This is a genomic window from Bradyrhizobium sp. P5_C11_2 (genome assembly GCF_054049755.1).
In genome coordinates this window covers 1-26,009 of sequence record NZ_JBFULT010000041.1, presented here as the reverse complement: position 1 = coordinate 26,009, position 26,009 = coordinate 1, and the positions used below count along the sequence as shown (strand labels likewise).

19 protein-coding genes and 6 pseudogenes are annotated in these 26,009 nt (G+C 64.3%); 18 read left to right on the top strand and 7 right to left on the bottom strand.

What is annotated here, in order from left to right:
• Both ACXJL8_RS07015 and ACXJL8_RS07010 read right to left on the bottom strand, forming a co-directional pair.
• Positions 1–188 (bottom strand): annotated as a pseudogene (locus tag ACXJL8_RS07015) (IS5/IS1182 family transposase); the annotation flags it as partial.
• A 171-nt stretch (positions 189–359) separates the two neighbouring features.
• A pseudogene (locus ACXJL8_RS07010) lies at positions 360–1,307 on the bottom strand (IS110 family RNA-guided transposase).
• 203 nt (positions 1,308–1,510) lie between these two features.
• Here ACXJL8_RS07010 and ACXJL8_RS07005 point away from each other — a divergent pair.
• From ACXJL8_RS07005 to tnpC (ACXJL8_RS06955), 11 genes and pseudogenes are all read left to right on the top strand, one after another.
• Positions 1,511–2,410: pseudogene (locus tag ACXJL8_RS07005) on the top strand (IS481 family transposase); the annotation flags it as partial.
• 525 nt (positions 2,411–2,935) lie between these two features.
• Entirely contained in the window at positions 2,936–3,205 is a 270-nt protein-coding gene (locus tag ACXJL8_RS07000) for a hypothetical protein (protein ID WP_456684793.1), read from the top strand.
• 60 nt (positions 3,206–3,265) lie between these two features.
• The gene (locus ACXJL8_RS06995; RefSeq protein WP_456684792.1) at positions 3,266–3,487 is read left to right on the top strand and encodes a hypothetical protein; all 222 of its coding nucleotides are present in this window, start codon (positions 3,266–3,268) and stop codon (positions 3,485–3,487) included.
• Between the two features lie 73 nt (positions 3,488–3,560).
• Entirely contained in the window at positions 3,561–4,190 is a 630-nt protein-coding gene (locus tag ACXJL8_RS06990) for a hypothetical protein (protein WP_456684791.1), read from the top strand.
• 754 nt (positions 4,191–4,944) lie between these two features.
• Positions 4,945–5,648, top strand: a pseudogene (locus tag ACXJL8_RS06985) (IS3 family transposase); the annotation flags it as partial.
• A 46-nt stretch (positions 5,649–5,694) separates the two neighbouring features.
• On the top strand, positions 5,695–7,347 hold the full coding sequence (locus ACXJL8_RS06980; RefSeq protein ID WP_456684790.1) for an IS1182 family transposase: 1,653 nt from the start codon (positions 5,695–5,697) through the stop codon (positions 7,345–7,347).
• 14 nt (positions 7,348–7,361) lie between these two features.
• Positions 7,362–7,838 (top strand): annotated as a pseudogene (locus ACXJL8_RS06975) (IS3 family transposase); the annotation flags it as partial.
• A 539-nt stretch (positions 7,839–8,377) separates the two neighbouring features.
• Positions 8,378–9,037, top strand: a complete 660-nt coding sequence (can, locus tag ACXJL8_RS06970) for a carbonate dehydratase (protein WP_456684789.1) — start codon at positions 8,378–8,380, stop codon at positions 9,035–9,037.
• Between the two features lie 123 nt (positions 9,038–9,160).
• Positions 9,161–9,577 carry an IS66-like element accessory protein TnpA gene (tnpA, locus tag ACXJL8_RS06965; protein ID WP_456684788.1) on the top strand — a complete coding sequence of 139 codons (417 nt, stop codon included), beginning with the start codon at positions 9,161–9,163 and terminating at the stop codon, positions 9,575–9,577.
• Positions 9,574–9,921 (top strand): IS66 family insertion sequence element accessory protein TnpB, encoded by a 348-nt coding sequence (gene tnpB / locus ACXJL8_RS06960; RefSeq protein ID WP_024827170.1) that lies wholly within the window; start codon positions 9,574–9,576, stop codon positions 9,919–9,921. Before tnpA ends, tnpB begins: the two co-directional genes overlap by 4 nt.
• 102 nt (positions 9,922–10,023) lie before the next feature.
• Positions 10,024–11,529 (top strand): IS66 family transposase, encoded by a 1,506-nt coding sequence (gene tnpC / locus ACXJL8_RS06955; protein ID WP_456684787.1) that lies wholly within the window; start codon positions 10,024–10,026, stop codon positions 11,527–11,529.
• 290 nt (positions 11,530–11,819) lie between these two features.
• Here tnpC (ACXJL8_RS06955) and ACXJL8_RS06950 read toward each other — a convergent pair whose 3' ends face one another.
• Positions 11,820–12,275, bottom strand: a complete 456-nt coding sequence (locus ACXJL8_RS06950) for an Rrf2 family transcriptional regulator (RefSeq protein ID WP_456684786.1) — start codon at positions 12,273–12,275, stop codon at positions 11,820–11,822.
• A 95-nt stretch (positions 12,276–12,370) separates the two neighbouring features.
• Between ACXJL8_RS06950 and hmpA the strand changes: the two genes are divergently transcribed.
• The 5 genes from hmpA (at position 12,371) to ACXJL8_RS06925 (ending at position 16,282) form a co-directional block, all read left to right on the top strand.
• Complete coding sequence (hmpA, locus tag ACXJL8_RS06945) at positions 12,371–13,612, top strand: NO-inducible flavohemoprotein (protein WP_456684785.1); 1,242 nt, start codon at positions 12,371–12,373, stop codon at positions 13,610–13,612.
• A gap of 55 nt (positions 13,613–13,667) precedes the next feature.
• Positions 13,668–14,111, top strand: coding sequence for a PAS domain-containing protein (locus tag ACXJL8_RS06940; RefSeq protein WP_456684784.1), 444 nt, complete (start codon positions 13,668–13,670; stop codon positions 14,109–14,111).
• 14 nt (positions 14,112–14,125) lie between these two features.
• A complete protein-coding gene (locus tag ACXJL8_RS06935) occupies positions 14,126–14,887 on the top strand; it encodes a 5-formyltetrahydrofolate cyclo-ligase (protein WP_456684783.1) in 762 nt (253 codons plus the stop codon).
• Between the two features lie 42 nt (positions 14,888–14,929).
• On the top strand, positions 14,930–15,625 hold the full coding sequence (locus ACXJL8_RS06930) for a GntR family transcriptional regulator (protein ID WP_456684782.1): 696 nt from the start codon (positions 14,930–14,932) through the stop codon (positions 15,623–15,625).
• A gap of 252 nt (positions 15,626–15,877) precedes the next feature.
• Positions 15,878–16,282: a thioesterase family protein gene (locus ACXJL8_RS06925; RefSeq protein ID WP_456684781.1), complete on the top strand. Its 405-nt coding sequence runs from the start codon at positions 15,878–15,880 to the stop codon at positions 16,280–16,282.
• Between the two features lie 308 nt (positions 16,283–16,590).
• On the opposite strand, the gene ACXJL8_RS06920 is transcribed toward ACXJL8_RS06925, so the two are convergent.
• Both ACXJL8_RS06920 and ACXJL8_RS06915 read right to left on the bottom strand, forming a co-directional pair.
• On the bottom strand, positions 16,591–16,902 hold the full coding sequence (locus ACXJL8_RS06920; RefSeq protein WP_456684780.1) for a DUF3862 domain-containing protein: 312 nt from the start codon (positions 16,900–16,902) through the stop codon (positions 16,591–16,593).
• Positions 16,903–16,909: 7 nt separating this feature from the next.
• Positions 16,910–18,127 (bottom strand): efflux RND transporter periplasmic adaptor subunit, encoded by a 1,218-nt coding sequence (locus ACXJL8_RS06915; RefSeq protein ID WP_456684794.1) that lies wholly within the window; start codon positions 18,125–18,127, stop codon positions 16,910–16,912.
• A 126-nt stretch (positions 18,128–18,253) separates the two neighbouring features.
• On the opposite strand from ACXJL8_RS06915, the gene ACXJL8_RS06910 reads away from it, so the two are divergent.
• Both ACXJL8_RS06910 and ACXJL8_RS06905 read left to right on the top strand, forming a co-directional pair.
• Positions 18,254–21,412, top strand: coding sequence for an efflux RND transporter permease subunit (locus tag ACXJL8_RS06910; protein WP_456684779.1), 3,159 nt, complete (start codon positions 18,254–18,256; stop codon positions 21,410–21,412).
• A 90-nt stretch (positions 21,413–21,502) separates the two neighbouring features.
• Positions 21,503–22,900 (top strand): TAXI family TRAP transporter solute-binding subunit, encoded by a 1,398-nt coding sequence (locus ACXJL8_RS06905; RefSeq protein WP_456684778.1) that lies wholly within the window; start codon positions 21,503–21,505, stop codon positions 22,898–22,900.
• Positions 22,901–23,619: 719 nt separating this feature from the next.
• Here ACXJL8_RS06905 and ACXJL8_RS06900 read toward each other — a convergent pair.
• Positions 23,620–24,195, bottom strand: a complete 576-nt coding sequence (locus ACXJL8_RS06900) for a tetratricopeptide repeat protein (RefSeq protein ID WP_456684777.1) — start codon at positions 24,193–24,195, stop codon at positions 23,620–23,622.
• Positions 24,196–24,274: 79 nt separating this feature from the next.
• A pseudogene (gene tnpC, locus ACXJL8_RS06895) lies at positions 24,275–25,553 on the bottom strand (IS66 family transposase).
• Positions 25,554–26,009 lie beyond the last annotated feature (456 nt).

Below are 26,009 nucleotides of genomic sequence, written 5' to 3'. Positions count from 1 at the left end.
ATGCCGGGATGGTAGGGCGGGTAGCCGCGCTCCTCTGTGTAGGTGTCGAGGATGGCCGAGAGGTCGAGCGCCTCCCGCACCGTGTCGCGGACAAAGTGCGCCATGTGCCAGGGTGGCACGAACTCGTGCAACGAGGGCGGCAGCAACCAGCCCTGATCCACATCCCAGGAGCGAAACACCTTGGCCATGAGCAGAGTGAATCACTCCCAGGCCACGCCGTCGAGAGGATTACTCGGACGGGCTCCTAGGTGTTTGATCCCGCGGTGTGGTGGTACGGTTGAACACCATGCTGCGAGGGATGCGCTATGGGCCAAGTTCTCCACGGCAGCGCCCGCACGACGGAGCGGCTGTGTTGAAGGTCAAGCCATGAGCGGTCGCCATGGCGTGCGGTTGCGGACGATGGCGTTGAGCGTCACCAGGAGTTTTCGCATCACCGCCACGAGTGCAACCTTCCTCGGTCGGCCACGCTCAGCAAGCCGCTCGTAGAAGGGCCGGAACGGAGAGCGTCGCCGGATCGCGGACAGCGCAGCCATGTACAGCACGCCTCGTACAGATGTTCGCCCACCCGCGATGGATCGCCGGCCGCGCATCAGGCCAGAGTCGCGGTTGATCGGAGCGATTCCGACGAGAGCCGCGAGTTGGTGGCGGCCGATGGTGCCGAGTTCAGGAAGCTGAGCCAGAAGCGTGCGCGCGGTGACGTCGCCGATGCCCGGAACGGACTTGAGCAGCGCCTCGGTCTCGCACCACACCGGAGAGGCCTTGATGGCTTAACCAATGTCACCGTCGAGCTCTGCGAGCTCTCTCACCAGGAAGGTGATGTGCCGATTGAGCCTCCGGATCAGCTGCTTGTCCACGGCTTGATCGCGGCCGTTGGTCTCCATGTTGATCATCCCGATGATCTGCCGCCGCCGGCTCACGAGCTCGGCGAAGTGGCTTCTCTCCGGTTCCGCCAGGGGCCTGGCTGGTGGTGTGATGCGTTCGGCGAAGAGGGCGATCACCTCAGCGTCGAGCGCGTCGGTCTTCGCCAGCCGGCCCATGGCTCTGGCGAAGTCGCGGATCTGGCGGGGGTTGACGATGCAGAGCGGCAGTCCGGCCGCTGCAAGCGCTGCAGCGACACTCGCCTCGAAGCCGCCAGTGGCTTCCAGGACGACAAGGGCAACTGGAAGGCTACCGAAGCGGAGCGCGAGAACCTCCAGCCCCTTGGTGTCCCGAGGGACATGGAAGGCCTCGCCAGAGGGTCTGAGGTGAACGTCGAGGCGATCCTTGGACACGTCGATGCCGACGAAGATGGTGGATTGTTCGCCCATGACCCTACCTCGCAAATGCGGGCTCGGGCCCGAGCGGCTGTCCGGGTTCGGCACTGTGGGGGGGTGAGGGCCGCACCTTGCTCTGTCTCGGGCTTACAAGCCCAAGGCGAACGCGGGCTGACCCTCACCATGTAGCCTCGCTGGCGTCGCGCCAGCGGGCAACTCCGAGATACAAGGCGATCCGTCGCGGAATATAGCTACGTCAAGAGAGTGCGAGAGCGGCGGCCAAGCGCTACGGCGTCAGCCCAACGATGATCCAGAAATGGCGCGGACGGCCGTCGACGGCCGATGCCGCCATGGGGCCGAAAGAAGCTCGGTCGACGGTCCTGACACCGGAAGACGAGGCGACCATCGTCGCCTTCCGCCGGCATACTCTGTTGCCGCTGGACGACTGTCTCTACGGCTTGCAGCCTACGATCCCGCACTTGACCCGCTCGTCGCTGCACCGTTGCCTTGAGCGGCACGGCATCAGCCGCCTACCGGAGATGGAAGGCGACAAGCCCAAGAAGAAGCGCTTTGCCGATTACCCCATCGGCTACATGCACATCGACATCGCCGAGGTCAGGACTGAGGAAGGCAAGCTCTACCTGTTTGTGGCTATCGACCGAACCTCGAAGTTGGCTGTCGCCAAGCTGGAGACGGAGGCCAACCGCTACACCGCATCGGACTTCCTCCGCGCGCTGGTCGCGTTCGCGCCGTACAAGATCCACACGGTGCTGACCGACAACGGGGTGCAATTCTGCCATGCCCCGCGCAACCGCTCAGGCCCGACAGCTCTCTACAGCCGGCACATGTTCGACCGCGTCTGCCATGAGCACGGCATTGAGCATCGTCTGACCAAGCCCAACCATCCTTGGACCAACGGTCACGTCGAGCGGATGAACCGCACCATCAAGGACGCGACAGTCAAGCGCTACCACTACGAGATCCACGAACAGCTCCGGGCACACCTGCAGCTGTTCGTGGACGCCTACAACTATGCCCGTCGGCTGAAGACCCTGCGCGGCCTCACGCCCTACGAGCATGTCCTTCAAGCCTGGACGAAAGAGCCCGAACGCTTCAGGCTCGATCCGTCACACCACATTCCGGGACCATACACCTAACGCCGGCTTTGCTGACCATCCGAGCAGGGCACTGTCAGGTCCAATTCGTTAGAGCGCCCGGAACGGCATGGCGCGGTGCGTCGAGGGCATGGCGCTGACGCCGTCATGGACCGGCATGGCTTTAACGTCGCCTCCCGTCTGGGCAGGTACGGATCAACCATCGAGAGCGGCACCCCAGGAGGTTGCTCACTGAATTGACGGCCTAACTCCGCGCCGACGGGGCCGACTCTCCGGCGGCGATTTCCAAGCCCCGGCCGGTCAGCTTCCGAACCAGCGGACCGGCCCGATGCATCAGCACGTCGTCCGTTGCATCTGCATCGGCTGCTAACCATTGGGACACGGCATTCCGCAATGGCACCGTAAGACGGCTGCCGAGGGGCAGCGGGCGGCTTTGACCGACGCGAGCCAGCGAGAATCCGCGCGGGTGGTACGCGGCCGTACGGCTAAATGCCTGCCGAAGGCATCGCTCCGGCAGCTCCGGCCGTTTCCTGCGACGATATCAGGATCACACAGAGGACAAGGCCGATGCCTAATGCCCTGATCGTGCCGCTCGCCATGGCAGTCGTGTTCACGATCGGCGGCGTTGCGATTCAGCGGCTGGAGCGACATGCAGAGCGCATCACCAGCGTCCTCGGCGCGGCCCTCATACTGTTCTCGTTTCTCGACATTCTAGCAGTCTTTGGCCGTTTGGTTGATGAGGGTCAGCGCCATATGGCGCAGGCTGCAATTCATCAGGTACATATTAAGCAGGCGTCGTCGCAGCGACTTATAACTCCCTTGGTCGGTGTCGACTGACTTAGGGTCGAGAATAATTTTGTTGACCGAATAGATGGGCGTTTTATTGGGCGCTGTACGATGAGCCACTATCAATTCTGCGTAGCCCTTCGACACCCTGACGGGACACTCGATGCGCCCGTACATGAGGAGATCATCGCCGCTACAAACGCGGCCGATGCCGTCGGGATGGCCAAGCGCATTCACATCGACATGATCGGCTCGAATGCGAACGCAGTCTACCTGACCGATGCCAATGGCCGCCTGATCTGGTCCCTGCGGCTGTGCGACGTCTGGCTGTAGAGACTGCGGAAAGCAGCCGGTGACCGGGAAACTGAATGTTTACTCGTTGGTTGCCCAGGATTGAAGCAGGGACATGCTCGTGGCACGCACCCTCACCACAGCGCTGATTGCTGCTGCCGTCCTGCTGCCGAGCACCGCATTCGCGCAAGCTGGCCCGCAGCCACCCACGCCGATGCAACCGACCACTGAGCAGACGAGCGGTACGCCCGCCAATCTCTGCCAGGAGCTTGTAGCCTTCGTTCTCCAGCCGGACTCGGCTCGCGGGTCCGAGGCGACGCCCCCACAGCAAGCCACGGCGGTATCGGCTAAGAAGCCAGGCGACCCTTCCGCCAAGCCAAGCGACACGAGCGGAGCAGCCCAACAGACCTCCGGTCAGAGCGGTCAGATCACCTCCTCGGGTCCAGGCGCAGCCGGCCCGCAGGGCGAAGCGCTGAACAAGACAGCTTCCTCCGGAACGACGGAGACGGCCTCAGGTCCGCCCAAGAGCGCCGCACCCGCAGGTTCTACGGCTCCTTCTGCACCGGACGCGTACAATCCGTCGCCCGAGAACGTTCAGCAGGTCGAGGCTGCGGCCGCCAGCAACGACCTTCTGGGCTGCAGGGCCGCGGCTCAGAACATGCGGCGGGCCGGCGTCGTCATGCCGGGTCCGTTGCTGGCCCTATCAGCCCTCGATCCGAAGCTGCTGGTGCGGGCCCAGCGGTGATGGCGGGCGGCGCTGAGCGCCGATACAGCTTGAGTGCCGCGGTTTGGCGGGTCGGACGCGCGGCCATGGTTGGCTGCCGGCGATGATCAGCTGAACAATCGCCGGCACTGGTTACGGGCCTGGCGCTGTGAGGCCACTCGTGCAGTTCCTTACCGAGCACCTGAAGGCAAAAGGCAACCGAGGCGACCCTGAGCCGATCGACGACAGGATTCGGCGCCTGTCTCGGCAGCAGCCGGTCCAAGGCTTCTACAGGGATGAGGGCTTTCAGCAAGGTCTTCTCATAGCGCCACAGGGCCTCTGGCCTGCGGGATCATTACGATGATGAGTAGGGCATGAGCGATCCGGAGCCCGATGCGAACTTTCGAGAGCGGCTGCTACGTGTTGTCGGCGAGGAGCTTCGTCCTTTTGTCGAGAAAGCGACCGGAGCTGAGCTCGATGCTATCGGCCGCCAACACAACCGATTCAGGACCGGCGTGCCGCTGAAGGGGCTTGAGGCACACGGAAGCCGTCCCTCCCTTAGGTTGCCTGAAGGCTTGTGGAAGAGGCGCTGAAGGCGAAGCCTCAGCTCGCCTACTTCAAGGCAATAGCTACCAACCCGACGATACCGATCGCATACAGGAACAACACGATCATCGAATCGATGCCCATCTGCAGTATGCGTGGGCGCAGCCGGAAGCTCAAGCCGTAGAGGTAAACGCAGGTGGACTTGCCCCGTAAAAGTGGAGAGCTCTTTTCCTAAAGGAGGAGGGTTCCGATGGCAGACCGGAAGCAGACCTTTAACCCTGAGTTTCGCTCTGAGGCGGTGCGATTAGCGCAGACGAGTGGGCGGTCCCGCCGCGAGGTCGCCGCCGATCTCGGCGTGGGGCTCTCCACGCTGCGCAACTGGATCGACGGCCGGCGTGACCGTGAGATGGACCATCCGCCGGCCGATCGGCAGGAGGACATGGCCGCCGAGCTCAAGCGCCTGCGGCGCGAGAACGAGGTGCTGCGCCAGGAGCGGGAGATCCTGAAGCGGGCCACGGCTTTTTTCGCCAAGGAGGGAAGTCGATGAGGTTCCGCCTCATCGACGCGGCGAAGAAGGACTTCCCGGTCGCGCGCCTGTGCAAGGTCCTCAACCTCAGTCCGAGCGGCTATTTCGCCTGGAAGAACCGCCCGGCCTCGACGCGGCAGCGCGAGGATCTCGTGCTGCTTGCCCACGTCCGCTCCGCCTTCACGCTCTCGCACGAGACGTATGGCAGCCCGCGCATGACCCACGAGCTGCGCGAGCAGGGCTTGGCGGCCGGCCGGCGACGCGTGGCCCGGCTGATGCGGGAGAACGGGCTCAAGGCCCGCCAGCCGCGGCGATTCCGGCGCACCACGGACAGCGGTCACGCCTTTCCAGTCGCGCCCAACCACCTCGACCAGGACTTCACGGCGGCGGGGCCGGATCGGAAGTGGGGGAGCGACATCTCCGAGATACTGTCGGCGAATTAGGGGGGGTGGGGCATTGGCATGGAGATGCCCGATGAGCCTGCGACCAGAACCGATCGGCACGATCCCGGCTGAGACAGTGCGGGTTGCGAAGGCGGCGTTCCCCAAGGGAACGACGGCCACGCGGCTGCGTGACGAGTTCAGCGCCCTCTATCAGGACGAGGACTTCGGTGGCCTCTACCCGACCCGTGGCCAGCCTGGGCTCCCGTCGTGGCGGCTGGCCCTCGTCACGGTCTTTCAGTTCTCGGAGCAACTGAGCGATCGCCAGGCCGCGGATGCCGTGCGCGCCCGGATCGACTGGAAGTACGCGCTCGGGCTCGAACTCACCGACCCGGGCTTCCACTTTAGTGTCCTCACCGAGTTCCGCGCCCGCCTCATCGCCGGTGACGCCGCGCACCTGCTTCTGGATCGGATGCTCACGCGCTTCAGGGCCCGCGGCCTGGTCAAGGCGCGCGGCAAGCAGCGCACCGACAGCACGCACGTCCTGGCCGCCGTGCACGATCGGCACCTGCTCGAACTGGTCGCCGAGACGTTGCGCGCTGCGCTCGACGATCTGGCCGCCGTCGCGCCGGACTGGCTGCGCGGGATCACGCAGCCGGTCTGGTTCGAGCGTTACGGACGCCGGGTCGAGGATTACCGGCTGCCCAAGGGTCAGGCGGAGCGGGAAGCCCTCGCTCTCGCGATCGGTGCCGACGGGTTCAGCCTGCTTGAGGCCCTGGACGCGCCGGATGCACCGGCCGAGGCCCGCGGCGTCCCGATGGTCGGCACCCTGCGCGACGTCTGGCGCGTGCACTATGCCCGTGAGGGAGGTGGGCCGCCACGCTGGCGCAGCGGTCCGGAGCTGCCGCCGGTCGGCGAGCGGCTGCAATCCCCCTACGACCCCGAGGTCCACTACAGCACGAAGCGTCAGATGGAATGGTCGGGCTATAAGGTTCACGTCACCGAAGTCTGCGACGCGGACGCAGTTCATCTCGTCACGAACGTGATGACCTGCCCGGCGATGCAGCCCGACATGGCAAGCACGGCCGCGATCCACGAGCAGCTGGCCGCCAAGGACCTTCTGCCGGCCGAACACTTCGTGGATGCCGGCTACGTCGATGCGGGATTGCTGGTCGGAAGCAGGCGAGACCATGCTGTCGCGCTGGAAGGGCCGGTCCGCGCCATGCCGCAGCGGGCAACGGAAGCTGAACGATCCTACGAGCAGCGCCACTTCGTCATCGACTGGAAGCACGAGCGGGTCACCTGTCCGCAGGGCAAAACGTCGGTGACTTGGCGCGCCACCCGTGACGAGGTCGGAGCTCCACGCTTCCAGGCGGTGTTCAGCCGGACCGATTGCGGCGCCTGCCCCGCGCGCCGATCCTGTACCTCCTCCAAGGAGAGGCGCCGCTCCGTCTACTTCCTGCCACGCTCTGAATACGAGGCGCTGAATGCCGCGCGGGGCCGGATGCAGGATCCGGTCTGGAAGGAGCAATATCGCATCCGCGCCGGGATCGAGGGCACGCTCTCCCAGGGCGTACGCGCCTTCGGCCTGCGCCGGAGCCGATACATCGGCCAAGCCAAGACCGGACTGCAGCACGTCTGTGTGGCCGCCGCGATGAATGCCTCACGTGCTGTCCACTGGCTGGCAGAGACGCCCCGGGCCAGAACACGCGTGACACGGTTTGCAGCCTTGGCCGCAGCTGCCTGATTCGCCGACAGTATCTCTCCTACATCTGGACGCGGGAGGGCTGGTTGTACCTGGCGGTGGTCCTCGATCTGTACTCCCGACGGGTCGTGGGCTGGGCGGCGGGCGATCGCCTTCACAAGGAGCTTGCGCTGACTGCGCTGCGACGTGCCCTTGTCGTCCGGCAGCCAAGGCGAGGTTTACTGCATCATTCCGAACGCGGCAGCCAGTACTGTTCGAACGAGAGTCAGGCGGAACTACGAGGACATGGTATCGTGATCTCAATGTCCAGCAAGGGGAATTGTTATGGCAAAGCGATGGTCGAGACGTTATTCAAGACACTGAAGAGCGAGCTGGTCTGGCGCACCGCGTTCCAGACGCGAGCAGAGGCCATCGACGCGCTGGCCCGTTACATCGATGGCTTCTACAATCCCTGCCGCCGTCACTCGGCGCTGGGCTTCACAAGCCCCACCCAGTTCGAGAGGGGCATCGCCCACCAAACCGCTCTCCACTGAACTGAAGCAAGTCCAGGTGAGCAGCACGCCGAGCCTGGCCAGGTACACGTCCGTGTCCTGCGCGTGCGGCGGCACCGCCTGGTCAGGTCGTACCCGTTTCCCCAATCAGAACAGGCGCGGTCTTTTAGTCACTGCCGGTACGCTCGCGGACAAATTTCCCGACCGCCGCCGACCCAGCTGGTTGCGTGCGACATTTCGGAGGTGAGATCAGCCGACGGCGCTCTACTCGGCGGCGACTCGGCAGATCGCTCCAGCCCGCGCGAGCAGTGGGCGCCGCCCATAATTGGTCATAGTGCTTGGTACCCGCACCATATGAGCAAGCTTACCGAGGAGGCCAGTCGCTGCGAGTGCGGGCATCCTAGCCACATGCAGGCGCCCTAGCCACAGGCTGTACAGCTGAGTGCGGCGAGGTTGGCCTCCAGCACGGCGCTGCGGGAGCAGCATTGCAGCTGAACGCATTTCGCCAGTATCGCTGCGCAAACGCACCACTATCACCATCGTTAAGCACGATCTTAAATAAGTTCGGGAGTGGAACAGGCATGTGCGGTCTCGATGAGCTCTTCGCCAACAATCGCGCATGGGCTAGGCGTCGTGTCGCAGACGATCCAGCGTTCTTCACTCGTCTGTCTGGGCAGCAATCCCCACGCTACATGTGGATCGGCTGCTCAGATAGCCGCGTACCAGCCAACGAGATCATCAACTTGGAACCCGGCGAGGTGTTCGTGCACAGAAACATCGCCAACCTCGTTGTGCACTCGGACCTGAATTGTCTGTCCGTTTTGCAGTACGCTGTCGAGGTCCTAAAGGTTGAGCACATCATGGTCGTCGGTCATTACGGCTGTGGTGGTGTCCAGGCGGTGGCCGAGCAGCGCTCCGCAGGGCTGGCAGACAATTGGCTGCGCCACATCGAGGATATCGCGTACAAGCACGCGGCCTGGCTCGACACCGCTTCCAGTGACGAAGACCGCGGCGCTCGGCTCGCGGAGTTGAACGTGATCGAGCAGGTAGCCAACGTGTGCCGCACCACGATCCTGCGGCGAGCGTGGCACCGAGGGTACCGCATCGCGGTGCATGGCCTCATCTACGGTCTGCGGGACGGCCTTCTTCGGGAACTCGTCCGGGGCGTCAACGATGGCCAGTCCTGGCGTGAGGGCTACGATGCTTCGCTTCAGGCGCTTAAGAACCACCGCACCGGCTGAGTTAGTGCTGATGGACGATCGTAGGCGAAGAAGCGTACGCCTCTGGTGAAGGCCACGGTTGAGAGCATCGCACTCAGCGGTGAGGCCTGACCTTAATGCTGGCGTTAAGGTCAGCGGGTCGGGATGATGCGGGGCGAGCTACTGGAGAACGCCGAACGGCGGCGACGCTGGTCGTTCGATGACAAGGTGCGGATCGTCGAAGCATCGTTCGAGACCGGCGTGTCGGTGTGTTCGGTGGCGCGCTGGTACGGGATCGCCCATGGCCTGCTGTTCACGTGGCGTCGGCAGGCTCGGGAAGGCCGTTTGGGAGGGGACGAGCAGGCTCCGGTCTTCGTGCCCGTCGCGATCACCCCGGAGCCGTCACTTCCTGTTCCCACCCAGCAGTCGGATGATCCGCGTGCTCCAGCGCCGCTGCGTCGGCCTCGGCGCAAGAGCGGCGTCATTGAGATCGATCTCGGCGGCGGTCGGCGTCTCAAGGTCGACAGGGACGTCGATGCCGCGGCGCTGCGTCGAGTGCTCGATGCCCTGGAGGGCCGATGATCCCGCTGCCGGCCAACGTGCGGGTGTGGCTGGCCACCGGCCACACCGACATGCGCAAAGGCTTTTCCAGTCTCGGCCTGATCGTCCAGGAGACGCTCAAGCGCGATCCCCATGGCGGGCATCTGTTCGTGTTCCGAGGACGGCGCGGCGACCTGATCAAGGTGATCTGGCACGACGGCCAGGGGGCATGCCTCTACACGAAGCGGCTCGACCGCGGCCGTTTCCTGTGGCCCTCGGTGGCCGACGGAGCCGTGACGATCTCGACGGCGCAACTCGGCTACCTGCTCTCTGGGATTGACTGGCGGATGCCGCAGGAGAGCTGGCGTCCGAGCGCTCTGGGCTGAGGATAACGCGTTACAACGCTTGAGGAATATGCTCTTCTCTCCAGCGTGCCGAATGCGCCCGAGCCTCCGCCGCTTCCCACGGACCTCGCCGCCGCCCATGCCATGATCCTGGCCGAGCGGGCGGCCCGGCTCGCTTCGGAGATCGCGGTTGAACGGCCGAAGCTGGAGGTCGCCCGGCTGCGGCGAGAACGGTTCGGGACCTCCTCGGAGCGCAGCGCCCGGATCGACCAGCTCGAACTCGTCCTGGAGGATCTGGAGGAGACGCTGGCCGAGACCCAAGCGCAGGCGGCTGCCAAGCCCGAAGCGCTCTCAGGTGCGGCTTCCTCAAGGCGCAAGCCCGCCCGCCGGCCTCTCCCCGAGCACCTGCCGCGCGAGCGCATCGTCCATCCCGGCTCGACGACCTGCGCCTGTTGCGGTGGGACGCGCCTTCGCCCCCTCGGCGAGGACGTCACCGAGACCCTGGAGCGGATCCCCGCGCGCTGGGCCGTGATCCAGCACGTGCGCGAGCGCTTCTCGTGCAGCGATTGCGAGACGATCGCGCAGACCCCGGCCCCCTTCCACCCGATCCCCCGCGGACGAGCGGGCCCGAACCTCCTAGCCGAGGTGATGATGGCCAAGTTCGGCCTGCACCTGCCGCTGCATCGCCAGAGCCAGCGCTTTGCCCACGAGGGCGTGCCGATCGACGTCTCGACGCTGGCCGGCTGGGTCGGAGCGGTGACGAGCGCCCTGTCGCCCCTGGTCGCCCGGATCGAGGCTCATGTTCGAAGAGCTGAGCGCCTGCATCTCGACGACACGCCCGTACCGGTCCTGGCCAAGGGCAAGACCCGCACGGGGCGGCTCTGGACGGTGGTGCGTGACGACCGTCCCTTCGGTGGTCCCGAACCACCGGCTGTGGCCTACTTCTACTCCCCCGACCGCTCTGGTGCGCATGCCGAGACCTGGCTGGGCGACTTCCACGGCCTCGTGCAGGCGGATGCCTTCTCCGGGTTCGGTCGGCTGTACGAGCCCGGTCGCAAACCAGGCCCGCTCCGCGAGGCGGCCTGCTGGGCGCATGCCCGGCGCAAGTTCTTCGAGCTGGCTGACCTGAGGAAGGCTCCGATCGCCATCGAGGCGGTGGCGCGGATCGACGCGATCTTCGCGGTCGAGCGCACCATCAACGGCCTGGGACCGGACGAGCGCCGTGCGCATCGAAGCGCCCGCTCGGCCGCCCTCGTCGCCGAGTTGAAGGCGTGGCTGCTGGCCAACCGCGCCAAGCTCTCGGCCAAGGCTCCGGTGGCGCAAGCGATCGACTACATGCTCAAGCGCTGGAGCGCCTTCACCCGGTTCCTCGACGACGGACGGATCTGCCTCTCAAACAACGCCGCCGAACGCGCGATCCGGCCCATCGCGGTAGGCCGCCGCAACTGGACCTTCGCCGGCTCGGATGCGGGCGGCCATCGCGCCGCGGCCCTCTACACGCTGATCGAGACCGCCAAGCTCAACGGCATCGATCCGCAGGTCTGGCTCGCCGACGTCCTCAACCGCCTGCCCGACCATCCGGCTCTACGCATCGACGATTTGGTGCCGTGGAACTGGACCCAACATCAGCCCAGGCAGATTGCCGCCTGACATCCCATCGGAAGCACGACCGCGGCCTTCACCGCAGGCGTACGGAGCATCACCTGCTGCAGGCGCTCATCTCTGACGTCGACATCGGAGATGTTTGTTCCAATATAGGCCCGCTCCAGGCATTTAGCTTGGGTCTTCCGCACCGCGAACGGGCGCAGCCTTAGCACTACCTACTCCGCACTCGGCGTCCACGTATGGTTCATTTCAACACTCCGCCGCCAGCAAATTCTCCTAATTAGCCCGGCAAATGGCCAGCCAACCAGGTTAAGGTGGCGAGATATGTTAACTCCTCAGTTCGCTGGGGTGAGCTCTGTGGATATACCCAGAAGACGCGAGATCTCCGGGCCTGCCTCATCTGCGAGCAGGTCCGCCAGTGTGTAGCCGTCGAGAACCGCCAGGAACGCACCCAAAGCCTCTCCGAGTGCACGCCTCAACCGGCATGGTGCTGTAATCGCGCAGGCCCCGCTCGCAAAGCACTCTACCAGTGCTAGATCGTCCTCGGTCTGCCGCACAACGGCACCGACGACGATGTCGGCAGCCGGCCTCCCAAGCCGCAGCCCACCGCCACGGCCGCGAGTCGTCCGGATCAGCCCGAGGCGGCCGAGCTGATGCACCACCTTGGTCAGGTGGTTCTCCGAAATGCCGTAGGCACGCGCGATCTCGGCGATCGAGCTCTGCCGCGGTTCCTGAAGGCCGACATAGATCAGCGTTCGCAAAGCGTAGTCCGTGTAGCGCGTCAGTCGCATCGCGTATCCCGTGTGAACTGAAGGTATATGGGTATTGCATCTTTGAAGCCAAAGCAGCATAAGGTGCATCGCTGATGTACCTTTGAGGGCTGCCGATGCCGACTCCACTCTCTCTCGCCACTGTCGCGATCATCAAGGCAACCGTGCCGGCGCTGGAGGCGCATGGTCTGACCATCACGAAGCGCATGTACGAGCGGCTCTTCCAGAACGCGGAGGTTCGCGACCTCTTCAACCAGTCCCATCACGGCGAGACTGGGTCGCAGCCGAAGGCCCTAGCCCTGGCCGTGCTCGCTTACGCCCGCAACATCGATAACCTCGGCGTCCTGGCGGGCGTGGTGGAGCGCATCGCGCAGAAGCACGTCGCGCTGAACATCCTGCCGGAGCACTACCCCTACGTGGCCGACGCACTGCTTGGCGCCATCGGCGACGTGCTCGGCGAGGCCGCCACGCCGGGGATCTGTGCGGCCTGGGGCGAGGCGTACTGGTTCCTGGCGGAGCTGCTGATCGGGCGGGAGGCCACGATCTATCGCGATCTGGCTACCAAGCCGGGGGGCTGGAACGGCTGGCGCGACTTCGTGGTCGAGAGCGTCTCGCAGGAGAGCGAGACGATCCGATCCTTCGTGCTGGTGCCGGTCGATGGCGGCCCGGTGTTGCGCCACCGGCCTGGGCAGTATCTCGGCTTCCTCCTGAATCTACCGGGTCATGGGGTCCTAAAGCGGAACTACTCGATCTCGTGTGCGCCGAACGATCGGGCCTACCGTATCACGGTCAAGCGCGAGGGCCGGGCAGACGAACCCGCCGGGATCGTCTCGAACTGGCTGCACGATCATGCCAGATACGGCACGGTACTACGCGCGGCACCGCCGGCTGGCGACTTCTTCCTCGACCAGGGGTCGACCGCTCCCGTCGTGCTCGTCAGCGGTGGTGTGGGTCTTACCCCGATGATGAGCATGCTGGAGACGATCACAGCGGCGACACCTGAGCGGCCAACCTGGTACGTTCACGGGGCGCTCAACGGTCGTGTGCACGCGATGCGTGATCACGCCAAGGCGCTGACTGCCGGCAACGAGAACGTCCGTTTGCACACCTTCTACGCGGAGCCGGAGGCGGACGATCGGCAGGGCGAGCACTACGACGCAGCCGGCCTGATCAGCGCAGACTGGCTCGTGGCGCAGACGCCCCGTGAGGAGGCGACCTATTATCTCTGTGGTCCTAAGCCGTTCCTCAGCGCGTTGGTGAACGGACTTCAGCGTCGGGGCATCCCGGCCGAGCGCATTCGCTTCGAGTTCTTCGGTCCCGCAGATGAGCTGATCGAGGAACCGCGGCAGGCTGCCTGAGCACGATGGCGCCGCTCCTTCAGGTGAGCGGCGCCTCAATTGGAGGAGCGCCTGCGTGGATTACGCGCGTAAAGTAGCCGACGCGATCCTGTCTACCGCCGCAGATGCGGTGATTGCCTCCGACAGCGAAGGCATCATCCGCATCTGGAACCCGGGAGCCGAGCGCATCTTCGGCTACACGGCCGACGAGGCAGTCGGTCAATCGCTCGACATCATCACGCCCGAACGGCTGCGCAAGCGCCACTGGGAGGGGTACCGCAAGGCCATGGCGACGGGGGAGAGCCGTTATGGTGAGGGCGCTCTCCTGTCCGTCCCGGGCATCCGCAAGGATGGGCGACAGATCTCGCTGGAGTTCACCATCGTGCCGCTCAAAGATGAGCAGGGGGCGATGACCGGCATGGTCGCGGTGGTGCGGGATGTCACGATCCGCTTCACCGAACTGAAGGTTTTGAGACAGCGTTTGGCCAAGCTCACCGAGCGGCACGCGGGCACACCATAGCGAGGGAGCGCATTATGGCTGGGCGTTCAACCAAACCGCCTGAGATGCCGTCGGATTCTGCGGCTCCCGAACGCCCTGAGTTCGGCGAGTACAGCTCTCCACCCTGTTTCATGCATGAGCTCGATCCCGACTTCGTCAGCCCGAAGATTGAGAGGCGACCTTCTGAACCATGCGCCTCTGAAGTCTCAGCATCCGACTGGCCGAGCGTGCGGCGGTGGCGAAAGGAGACCCGCACCGCCCTCATCGAGCGGCGGGTCAGCATCTCTGCCCAGGACCGCGCTGCTTGGAGCGCGCGCATCGGGCAAGCTCTCCGAGCCGCTTTACCCTCGGCATCAGGCATCTTGATCGGCCTCTACTGGCCCTTCAGGGGCGAGTTCGATGCCAGACCCCTCCTGACAGGGATGCGTGAAGAGGGAGCACGACTGGCGCTTCCGATCGTCGTGGAGAAGGGACGCCCCCTCCAGTTTCGAACTTGGTCGCCAGGTGACCGCATGACCCGCGGCGTCTGGAACATACCCATTCCCGCCGAGGGCGAGGCCGTCGATCCTGACGTTCTGATCGCACCGCTCGTCGGCTTCGATCCGGCCAGATACCGGCTCGGTTATGGTGGGGGCTTCTATGACCGGACCATTGCGTCCAGGCCGACGAAGCCGCTGGTCATTGGCGTCGGCTTTGCCCTTGCGCGGCTCGCGACAATCTACCCGCAGGCGCATGACGTTCCTATGGACATCATCGTGACAGAAGAAGGTCTCTGGCCAGACACGGATCGATCTTGATCTCGCTACGGAGCTGGGCTGGTGTACGCATTGGATAGCTTCTTGGTCGATGCGGTGCCGGCCTGTTCCGAATCGGGCCTGCGCGCTCTGGCTTATAAAGCTATACTGGGTACGATTGCCGAACTGCGCATCTATGATCATCCCGGCGAGCTGCAGCTCGATGAGTGCAAACTTTCCAGGGATCTTGGGGTCAGCCGCACGCCCATCCGTGAGGCTCTGACGATCCTGGAACATCAGGGGTTCGTACGTCGGCGGCCGCGACATGGCGTGTTCGTCGTCAAGAAGACCAGGCGTGAGATCATCGAGATGATCTATGCCTGTGCTGCACTTGAGAGCATGGCGGTCCGGTTGGCATGCGCCAAAGCGACAGAGGCGCAGCTCGGCGCGCTTCGTACAAGCTTCAGCGCCTTCTATGAGGCAGATCCGACAGGCGGATATCACCGCTACTTTGAGGCTCGTTGGCAGTTCTGCCGCCATGCCGCCACGCTCGCGCAATGCGCGGAGATCCTGTCCATGCTCAACCATCTCCTGCTGCATTTGCGGAGTGTTCACGAGACGATATTCCGCCAGAGCATCGACCTCGCATATTTGAGGGCCGCGTACAGGGCTATTATCGAAGCGCTGGAGCTGCGAGACGCCGAGCGTGCGAGCCGGCTCGTTCTCGAAAGAGGCTTCAGGTTTGCTCGTGACATCGAGAGCTACGGCGATTGTTTCGGATCTCCGAAAGTCGTGACCTAACGATTGTACCGCAAGATCTTTCAAGCATCTCATGGTCGCTGAAATCTATCCCGTCTCGTGGAGGCGGATCAGAAACGTCTACCCATTACAAGGTCTAGACGGGAATAAGCCGCATCATCTTCGTCCGACCTTGCGTCGGATCTGCTCTGAAGCGGACGAGCTGCTTCCGGCCAGATGCAGCCGGCAGGACTGTGGCCCTCAAGGCGCTTAGCAGTTCGAATCGATAGAGTAATGTGGATCAGGAGAGAGCCTATGCAAAACATTCCATTGAGTGCAAAGGGCAGCTTCGCCATGTTGGTCCGTCCTCCCCATTTGGCGAATCAGTTCAAGGACACCATCCTGCCGCCCGTCTTTGCGACACCGGTGATGATCCTGATCATGGAGAACGCAGCTCTCAACGCCATCCGCCCGTTCCTTGACCCCGGCGAGAGCGCCGTCGGGACGAAGGTCGACGTGAGCCATACGGCGGCCACCCCGGTCGGGCACCGGGTGAGAGCGGAGGCCGAGGTAGTGGGTGCGACGGGACGTCAGATCCGATTCCGCGTTGCGGCCTGGGATGAGGCAGAGCAGATCGGGACTGGGACGCACGAGCGGATGGTGGTCGACTTGGAGCGCGTTGGTAAACGTCCCGCCAACAAGCGGCCCGCCTCATCATGAAGCGCGCGGGCGCCTGTCTGCTTCTGAGGTGGATCGTCTCCGAAGCGGACGTGCTCCCTTCGGCCAGACTACGTCACGTCGGGTCGCCATCGCGCGCAGGACCGGACGTTCGGCTTCGCGCACGTTACGGTGGCCCAAGCCATTCGGGCGTATCCTCCGTAGCGAACACTTGCTACAATCATTTGACCGCGCCTAAGGTTGAATGTCCGGTATTACGCTCAATTCGATATCGAAGAGCTTGTCAGTCGTTCTTAAACTGGCATCTGCCTAAAAGGCGCCGGTGCTGCTAGCCGCCCCAAGTACTGGTCCTACTTCAAGCCGAGCTGCGCCTTATCAGTAAGATGACCGTTGTGGAACGTTAGTGTTAAATTGGCACCATAGCTGCCGCGGCCAGCCCAAGAATAAGTCGCCCGCTTGCCCTCGCCAATGTTCAACGTCGAAAGGCGACGGCCGGCACAGCCCAGAAGATCACGCACACGCTGGTAGCTCATGCCCACTTCGAGGGAGGCGTAATGCGCCCAGTCAACGCGGCAGCCGGGGGTTGGCGCAGCCAGCGCGAAGGAGTTGTTCGATGCCTCCATCAGCGCCACGAGGAGAGCGCACGAGACCTTCCACCGCATCGCAGCCTCAACCAGGCTCACCAGATACGCTTTCGTCTTGACCCATTCCGGGCGGTCCAGCTGAGTCTCCGGCGTTCCCGGAGCGGACCTCGACCTTGAGATCCTGCCGCATGTCCTGAAGGTGGTCGGTCACTACGCGCTCGCCGACCTTGAGCCCAGCCAGGATCGCGGTGTCCTCACCGAAGCTGTCGCCCGTCGTCACGGGCTTTTGGCGCACCACGCCCTCGTCGTCGACGACGTAGACAATCTGCTGGGCCAGCTTGGCCGATAGCGCGACGGTGGGGACCAGAAGCTTCTCCTCGGTGCCCGTCTTCACGCGGGCACGCACAAACTGGCCCGGGAGAAAGCGCTCGTCGGAATTTGGCAGGAGCGCGCGCACGAGGCGACGCGCGGTGCGCGGGTCGAACCGGTTGTCGAGCTGGTAGACCTTCGCGTCGCGGATGGGCTTGCCGGTCTCGTCCAGTACCTCCACGGTCACGGGACCGGTCTGCATCGCCTCGCGCAGCGCTTCAGAGTCCTCGGATGAGAGTGCCATCTGCACGTCGATCGGATCGAGCTGAACGACCGTGACCAGCTCCGTCTGGTTCTCGATGACGAGATCACCGGGATTGACGATCGACAGGCTCGCTCGCCCGTCGAATGGCGCGTTCACCACCGCGTAGTCGAGGTTGAGGTTCTGGCGCGCAATCGCAGCCTCGGCGGCCTTTACCTGAGCAGTAGCAGAGGCGGCGTTGGACTGGAGCTGCTGCAGACGCTGCTCGGACGCGTAGCCCTTATCGGCAAGCGTGTCAGTCCGGCTGACCTCGGCCTCGGCAAATTGCAGCTGCGCCTTAGCCTGCGCCTCCTGCGCCTGCGCCTGAGCAAGCGCCACCTGGAATGGGCGTGGATCGATGCGGAACAGCACCTGACCCTTCTTCACGTGGCCGCCCGGCTCAAAGGGGCGCTCGGTCACGTTGCCGCTCACCCGCGGCTGCAGCGCTGCGTCCTGCTGCGCGATAATCGTCCCTGTGTAGGTGAAATTGATCGGCACTGACCGGGTTCGCGCAGCTGTGACCTTGACGGTAATTGGCGGTTCAGTCTCGGCAGCCTCCGCGTTCGTGTTCGACCACGGCAAATGACTCATCAACGCGGAAGATGTCGGCCGGCCGGCGGCGAACCAGCTGCCCGCCACTAAGACCAACGTCACAGCACTCGCGATAACACCGTTCCTCACCCCCGCCCGCACGCCGGTCACTCCTCCTGCTGGGCGCGTCTGGCGCCGAATCGGACGGGGAACACACGAAACGAGATCGCGTTGCATGCCCGGTCCTCGCGACCACCGATGCACAATCCGACGCGCTGTCGAGGTCTGATGTTCGCCCGCTTCGTCGACCGTCCCATTCTGGCGGCCGTGATTTCAGTGCTGATCACTCTGATCGGCGCGGTGGCCGGTCTGACCCTACCGATCGCTCAGTTCCCTGAAATCGCCCCGCCGATCATCAACATCCAGGCGACCTATCCCGGCGCCAGCGCGCAGCAGGCCTACGACGCGGTCACGACGCCACTGGAGAAGGAGATCAACGGCGCCCAGCACCTGCTCTACATCGCCTCGACCAGCAACACCGACGGGAGCGTTAACCTCGACGCGACCTTCGAGATCGGCTCCGACCTCGACGCCGCCGCCGCCGAGGTGCTGACCCGGGCGAACCGCGCGGAGGCGAAGCTGCCCGCCTCGGTGCGCTCGCAGGGCCTGGAGATCCAGAAGAGTTCCCGCCAGCGGCTCGGCAACATCGTGCTCTACGCCGATCCCGGCTCGCCCTACGACGAGCTGTTCCTGGCCAACTGGGCCGAGACGCAGGTCATCAAGCCCCTGCGCCGGGTCGATGGCATGGGCCGGATCCAGAACTTCTCTCAGAAGCGCTACGCCATGCGCCTGTGGCTCGATCCGGTGAAGATGGAGGCGCTGGCGATCAGCCCCGACGCGGTGATCCGCGCGGTGAGCCAGCAGAACGAGCAGATCACCACTGGATCCCTCGGCAAGCCGCCGACCGACGGGCAGCCTACCGCCTTCGAGTTGCAGATCGTCACCCAGGGGCGGCTGAGCCAGCCCCAGGAGTTCGCCAACATCCTCCTGCGTGCCAACCCCGATGGCTCCGTGGTCCGGGTCCGGGACGTGGCGCGGGTCGAGCTGGGTTCGGAGCAGTACGGCGTGCGCTCCAGCTTCGACGGGCGGCCCTCGGCGACGCTCGGCCTCTACCAGACGCCCGGCGCCAACGCCGTCCACGTCATGGACGGGGTAAAGGCCACCATGGCCGAGCTGGCCCAGCGGTTCCCGCCCGGGCTCAAGTACAAGATCGCCCTCGACCGGACCGAGTTCGTCCGCGAGGCGATCCGCGAGGTGGTCCACACCCTGTTCGAGGCGCTGATCCTGGTCGTGTTGGTCACCTACCTGTTCCTGCAGAACTGGCGCGCGACGCTGATCCCCGCCATCGCGGTGCCGGTGGCCCTGGTCGGCACGTTCGGGCCGATGGCCCTGCTCGGCTTCTCCTTCAACACCCTGAGCCTCCTCGGCATGGTGCTGGCGGTGGGCCTCGTGGTCGACGACGCGATCATCGTCGTCGAGAACACCGAGCGGCTGATGGACGAGGGGATGGAGCCGCGCCCGGCCGCCCGCGAGGCGGTGAACGAGGTCGCCGGCCCGGTCATCGCCACCACCCTGGTCCTGGCGGCACTGTTCGTGCCGGTGGCCTTCATTCCGGGTCTGACCGGCCAGCTCTACAACCAGTTCGCCCTGACCATCGCCATCTCGGTGATGATCTCGGCCGTCGTCTCCCTGACCCTGACGCCAGCTCTGTGCGGCCTGATCCTGAAGCACCGGCCGGAGGGGGCGCAGGCGGGCCGGAGCCGTTGGAAGGCGCCGCTGCGCTGGTTCAACCGGGCGCTGGAGCGGGCGGCGGGCCTCCTCACCGCGATAATCGGCCGGCTCACCCGCCACCTCGTGCTCGTGGGCCTCGCGTTCGCGGCCTTCGCGGCGCTCACCGTGCTCCTCGTGATGCAGCGCCCGACCGGCTTCGTCCCCAACGAGGACCAGGGCTACTTCTTCGCCGACGTCGCCCTGCCGAAGGGCGCCTCGGTGACCCGCACCGACCGGATGGTCGAGCGGCTCGGCAAGAGCCTGCGGGACATGCCGGAGGTCGATCACACGATCGGCGTCGTCGGACGCAGCATCCTCGCCGACGCGGTGGCGCCGTTCTACGGGTTCCAGATCCCGGTCCTGAAGCCCTGGGGCGAGCGGGCGGCCTCGGCAGACGCCATCATCGCCCGCGTGCAGAAGGAATTCCGGCACGATCCGGACGGGAAGGTGCGGGTGGTCAACCCGTCGCCGCTGCCCGGCCTCGGCACCCGCAGCGGCCTGACGCTCGAGATCCAGGATCGCAGCGGCACGGGCGGCATCAAGCTCGCCGAGGCGGCGCAGCGCTTCATCGACGAGATGGAGAAGAGCCCCAACATCGCGCAGGCGCTGCCGACGACGAGCTACGGCGTGCCGCAGATCCGCCTGGAGATCGACCGGGCCAAGGCCGAGCAGCTCGGCGTGCCCCTCCAGAACCTGTTCGACGCCCTCGGGACCTATGTCGGGTCGAGCTTCGTCAACCTCTTCAACCGCTTCGGCTTCGTCTACCAGGTCTACGTGCAGAGCGAGGCCACCGGCCGCCGCACGATCCAGGACCTGGAGGCCCTGCCGGTCCTCAACAGCCGGGGCGAGCCGGTTCGCATCGGCTCTCTGGTGCGGGCGGAGTTCACCAGCGGCCCCACCGCCGTCCTGTCCTACAACACTTATCCTACCATCGAGGTGGCGATCGAGGTCGCCTCCTCCGCGAGTTCGGGCACGGTCCTCAAGGAGGTCGAAACGCTGGCCAAGAGCCGCCTGCCCAGCGACTACGCGGTGGAGTGGACCGACGTCGCCTATCAGGAGAATGTCGCGGGCGGCTACGCGCCGATGATCTTCGGTCTCGGCGTCCTGATGATCTTCCTGCTGCTCGCCGGGCAGTACGAGTCCCTGCGCCTGCCCTTCGTCATCCTGCTCGGCACGCCGATCGCGATCTTCGGCGCGGTCGGCTTTCTGGCGGTGCGCGGGCTCGAACTCGACATCTTCGGTCAGATCGGGCTCCTGCTGCTGGTGGGCCTCGCCGCCAAGAACTCGATTCTGCTGGTCTCCTTCGCAGAGGATCTGCGCCGGCAGGGCGAGGACGTGCTCAAGGCGGCCCAGGACGCAGCCCGCCTGCGCATGCGCCCGATCCTGATGACCTCCTTCGCCTTCATCACCGGCTCGGTCCCCCTCGCGATCGCCAGCGGCGCCGGGGCGCATGCCCGCGTTTCCATGGGGACGGTGGTGATCGGCGGCCTCGTGGTGGCGACCTTCATCACCCTGTTCATCACGCCGACCTTCTACGTCGCCTTCGAGCGCCTGCTCGGACGCGGCGAAACAACAGATGCGCAGCCTGGAGCAGCAGTCGCAACGCCGGCGGAGTAAGGCGGCTGGCGGTTTCTTCCGCTGCCCCGCCCCACTACACTGATTAGCAACTCGATCACTTCGGAAAGGGCCGTATCTCGAGTGCGGAGCGTGTTCGAACAGTTTCGCCGGCGGATCCGCAAGCATGAATGGCGCATCGGCGCCGCCGCTCTCCTACTGGCGGCCGGGACGACGCTTATCGCGATCGGCTACTGGTACTTCACCTCGCCCACCGTATTCACGGTCGCAGTCGGCCCGCCTGGCAGCACCGAGATGCGCCTCGTCCAAGCATTTGCTGATGCACTTGTGGAGCAGAAAAAGGATGTTCGCCTCCGCATCGTCCCGTTCAGCAACGTGCGGCAGAGCGCCGAGGCACTTCAACAGAAGAGTGTCGATTTGGCGATCGTCAGGCCAGACGTGTTCTTACCCGACGACGGTCTGACCTTATCGATTGTGCGCGAGGAGGCAGTGCTTCTGCTCGCACCCGCCTCCAGTAACGTCAAAGCCGTCAGCGATCTGGTTGGCAAGCAGCTTGGCCTCGTGCTGCGACATGATGCTGACCTCTCGACCGTCACAAGCATCCTCGCCCACTACAATCTTATGCCGCCTCAGCTTGCGCTCGTGCCCCTCAAATCGGACGAGGTGGAAGCGGCACTCACGGCCAGGACGATCGATGCTGTCGCCTTTATCGCAGCGCCGGCGAGCCCAGAGGCTGCCCATCTGGCGCAGATCGCCATTAAGACCTCCGGAGAGCATGTCAGCATCGTGCCTTTCGAGCAGGCCCAGGCCCTCGCGCTGAAGTCACCAGCGCTCACGGCTATGACGGTGCCAGGCGGCAGCCTAAACGGCCGGCCTGAAGTGCCCGCAGAGGACGTTAAGACGATCGGCGCCTCTTACCGCCTCATGGCTCGCTCAGGTCTGGATCGTGCGCCTGTCTCGAAGGTTATTCAGTACCTCTTCCAAATGCGCTCGCGCATCGCACGGGCGGATCCAGCCATCAACCTGATGAGGGCTCCGGACAATGACACCATCACCAGCGCCGCTTTGCCGAACCATCCGGGCGCCGTCGACTATCTGAACCGGGAACAGGAGTCCTTCATGGACCGCTACGGCGACTGGCTGTGGCTGCTGCTGTTTGCAGGCGGCGGCATCAGTTCAGCGCTGGCCTGGGTGTCTGAAATTTTTGCACGCAAACGGCGCGAGTTAGTCGACGAGGTGCTCGACCGTCTGACCTGCCTTCTGTCGGAGGTGCGCAGTGCGCGAACGCCAGGCGAGTTGGCGTCCCTCACCGAGGAGGTGGACACGCTGGTGACGCATGCGATCCGCTACGCACGCTACCGCGTGACCAACACGCGTGCTCTGAGCGCCCTCATCTTGGCGATTGACTCGACTCGTTCTGCAATTGGCGACCGTCGCTGCGAGATGCTGGGCGAGGTCGCACGACTGCACACGCCGGCAACCAAGAGCGCTCACAAGCTCTTCTTTCAATCAGGCGACGCAGAACTGTAGTAGACCGTGGATGAGCGTGAATTTCACCGGTCCCACGTAATCGCTCATCGCCGCGCCCGATGCACCGGCCGCGTGACCGCCAGGTTCCAACCGGCGGTCCGGACCCGCAGGTCGAGGCATGAGCCTACCCAGTCACTCGATTTGCTCCACCCTTTTTTGTCACTCCTCTATTCCAGTAGACGCGGCGAACAACTGCCTCAATGTCGTTGCCGAAGCCGGTATAGATGTCCACTTCAGCGGCATTTATGCGGGAACCGGACGAGTGGCTTCCGACTACACTACGTCAAGCTCAAACGCGAGCGCGCGCTGGACCCGGCATTCGGCTTGACGCCCGTCTCAGCCATTCAGCAGCCTTGTGCGGCATCCCCGAAGCCTACACCAACTCAGGCCGAATCACAGGTCCTAGTCGCGCAATGTGCTGACATCCGCCGGGCACGGGTTGAGTCGCCGCTTCCAACCTATTTAGACCTTGCGAGTGTCTGGTTCAGGCCTGTCCGACTTGCCGCAAGCGGAAGACCGGGAGGAGTGGATTTGCAGTTGCCTGCTGCCGAGCGGCAATTAATTAAGTTGGACGTCGTCGCGCACGCTCGTGGCCTGAAACAAACACTCACACGCAGTGCACTGAGCGCACGTGAGGGAGCCAACTCCTGCTTTACCCTCGACCGTTTTAACATACAGCGCGCCGCAAAGTTTTCCATTTCAAAAAAGATTGCTAGTTGTTACCTTTCGATTAGACCTGTTTTTCGTAGACCTTCAACTATCCTACTGTACTCAATCAGGAATTGCGGATTGTCTGAGAACCCGGCAGTTGCCCACTTTTGAACGGTGTAGCGTGGCATCAACTTTAGAAGTTCCGCAACTGCATCCTGCGCTTCGGCCGTCTGACCAGTCCAAGCGTAAGCGGCCGATAAGTCGATGTACGCCAGCCAAAGCGGTCCAGCCGCGACGGATTTGCGGCACCACTCGATAGCCTCTGAATCACGGCCTAAGTGAGTATAAGCGTGACACATATGGAAAAGCCAAAAATTCAAAGCCGGATCATGTGGGCTTAGACGCAAGGCTTTCTCTATCAGAGGCAAGGCTTCATTCGATCGGCCAAGCAATATTTTTGTGTGGCCAAGCTCCTCATAAGCAACAGCTAAATTCCGATCGTTCTTGATTGCCGTCTCGAACTCAGGAACAGCTAAGTCGTGCTTCTTTTGTGCTTTAAGAATTTCGGCCTTCACGAAATGCGCCATCGCATGCTCCGGCGCGTCCAATAGCACTGGAGTAATCGCTTTGTCTGCTGCGGCCAAATCTTCTGCTGGAGAAGTGCTCCAACGAAGCCAAACAAGGTACGACAATGGTAATTACCCAGGCTTGTGATGGCAGGGTTCAGGCACCGATGGTTTTGAGGATGGCGCCGAAGGGGCTGCTGCCGGTGAGGCGCGCGGTGTCGACGACGGTGCGGATGGCGGCCTCGCCCTCGGCCGCCCACATGGCGCGGTAGCCGTTGGTCACCTTCCGCTGCACGCCGGCCGGACGCAGGAGCCGCTCGGATCCGTTGTTGGTCGGCCCGACCTTTMCGGGATAGGCGAGGAACACCAGGAGCTGATCGCGGGCGCGGCTGATCTTAGCTTGCAGGTCGCGGGTCAGGTCACAGCGGGTCGGCGTGGCCAGGATGGCGCCGAGTTGCCGATCCAGGCTCCGGCGCTTGGCCGAGAGCGTCGAGGCGGCCAAGTCGGTGACGCGCTCGGCCAGGGCGAAGACGTTCTGCAGCCAGAGTTGCAGGCGCCAGGGGACGGGATCGTCGCTGGCCTCGACGACGTAGGCGACGTCGCGGGCCAGATGCGCCAGGCAGGTCTGGTGCTCAACTGCGTGGCCTTGTTGGGCCGTGTAGCGGTCCGAGATCCACACCGCGGGCCGATGCCCATCCATCATCGCCCGCACCACGACGGCGCCGCGCGTCGGAGACGGCGTGTGCACCACGGCTTGCGCCGAGTGGAACACCCAGTGGTAAGCGTTTGAGCCTTCGATGCGCACGCCGGTCTCGTCGCAGGCGACGACCTCGGCCTTGCGCAGGGCCGAGACGGCCGCGTCACGACTGGCACGGAAGCGGCCCTGCGCGCCGGAGCAGGTTCATCAGCCCGCCCTGGCTCAGCGTCAGGCCGAATAGATCGGATAGCGCTGCCTGCAGCCGCTCATAAGACAGGGCTTGGCAGGTCTTCAGGTACGTCGCCACCGCATGCAATCGTGGACCGAAGGGCGTGCCGCGCGCGGCCGAAGGCACTGGTGCAACGACCCGCTCCCCGCAGCTCGGGCAACGGACCGCCAGCCGGCGGTGCTGCGTCACGATCGGCGCCACCACGGGCAACTCGATCTGCTCAGAGACGCTGACGAGCTGCGCCGGATGAGCGGCGTGCAGGCTGGCGCCGCAACACGCGCACGCCGCGGGACGATGCTCGACGATCGTATCGGGCTCGTCGCTCAGCACCCGGCTGTGACCCTCGTGACCGGCCTTGGCGCCGCCGGGCTTGGAGTGCTCCCGCTGCTCCTTGCGGTCTGTTGCCGGCGGCTTGGATGAGGTGCGCGAGGTCTTCTCTGGCCGCTGCAGCCGCAGCACCAGCTCGATCAGCTCCTCGCGGCTCAGCCGTTCCAGTTCGCTGCGGCCCATCTCGCAAGGGAATCAGCGAAACCGGCTTCCGGCAAGAGGCGCCGCGAGCGCCCCACATCGACCTCCCGCCGGCGTCACGCCGCGCTCGCGCACCACCCGTGGGTAATTACCCTCGAAGGTGTTTCAAGCAGTATAGATGGAGCATACCCACACGGGTAAACGCAAAAGTCCGGAATAACTTAGGGACGAATCCGTAAATCTCGGATCGATAAGAATCATTTTCTCATGAATCAACAATACATGATCAAAATTATAGCATAAGAAAACGACGGATTATCGGTTGACGCGCGTTAGCGATCTGATTAACACGTCGATGCCAGCCGCCGCACAGGCATAGCTGGTCGAGAAGGGTACGATCCATCTCATTGATTGTACGATCGCTTGCCGCTTTAGATCTGAAGCGGGCTGCGTCGGACGATCTCTGACCACATTCGAAAACCGCGTGTAGCACCAGGA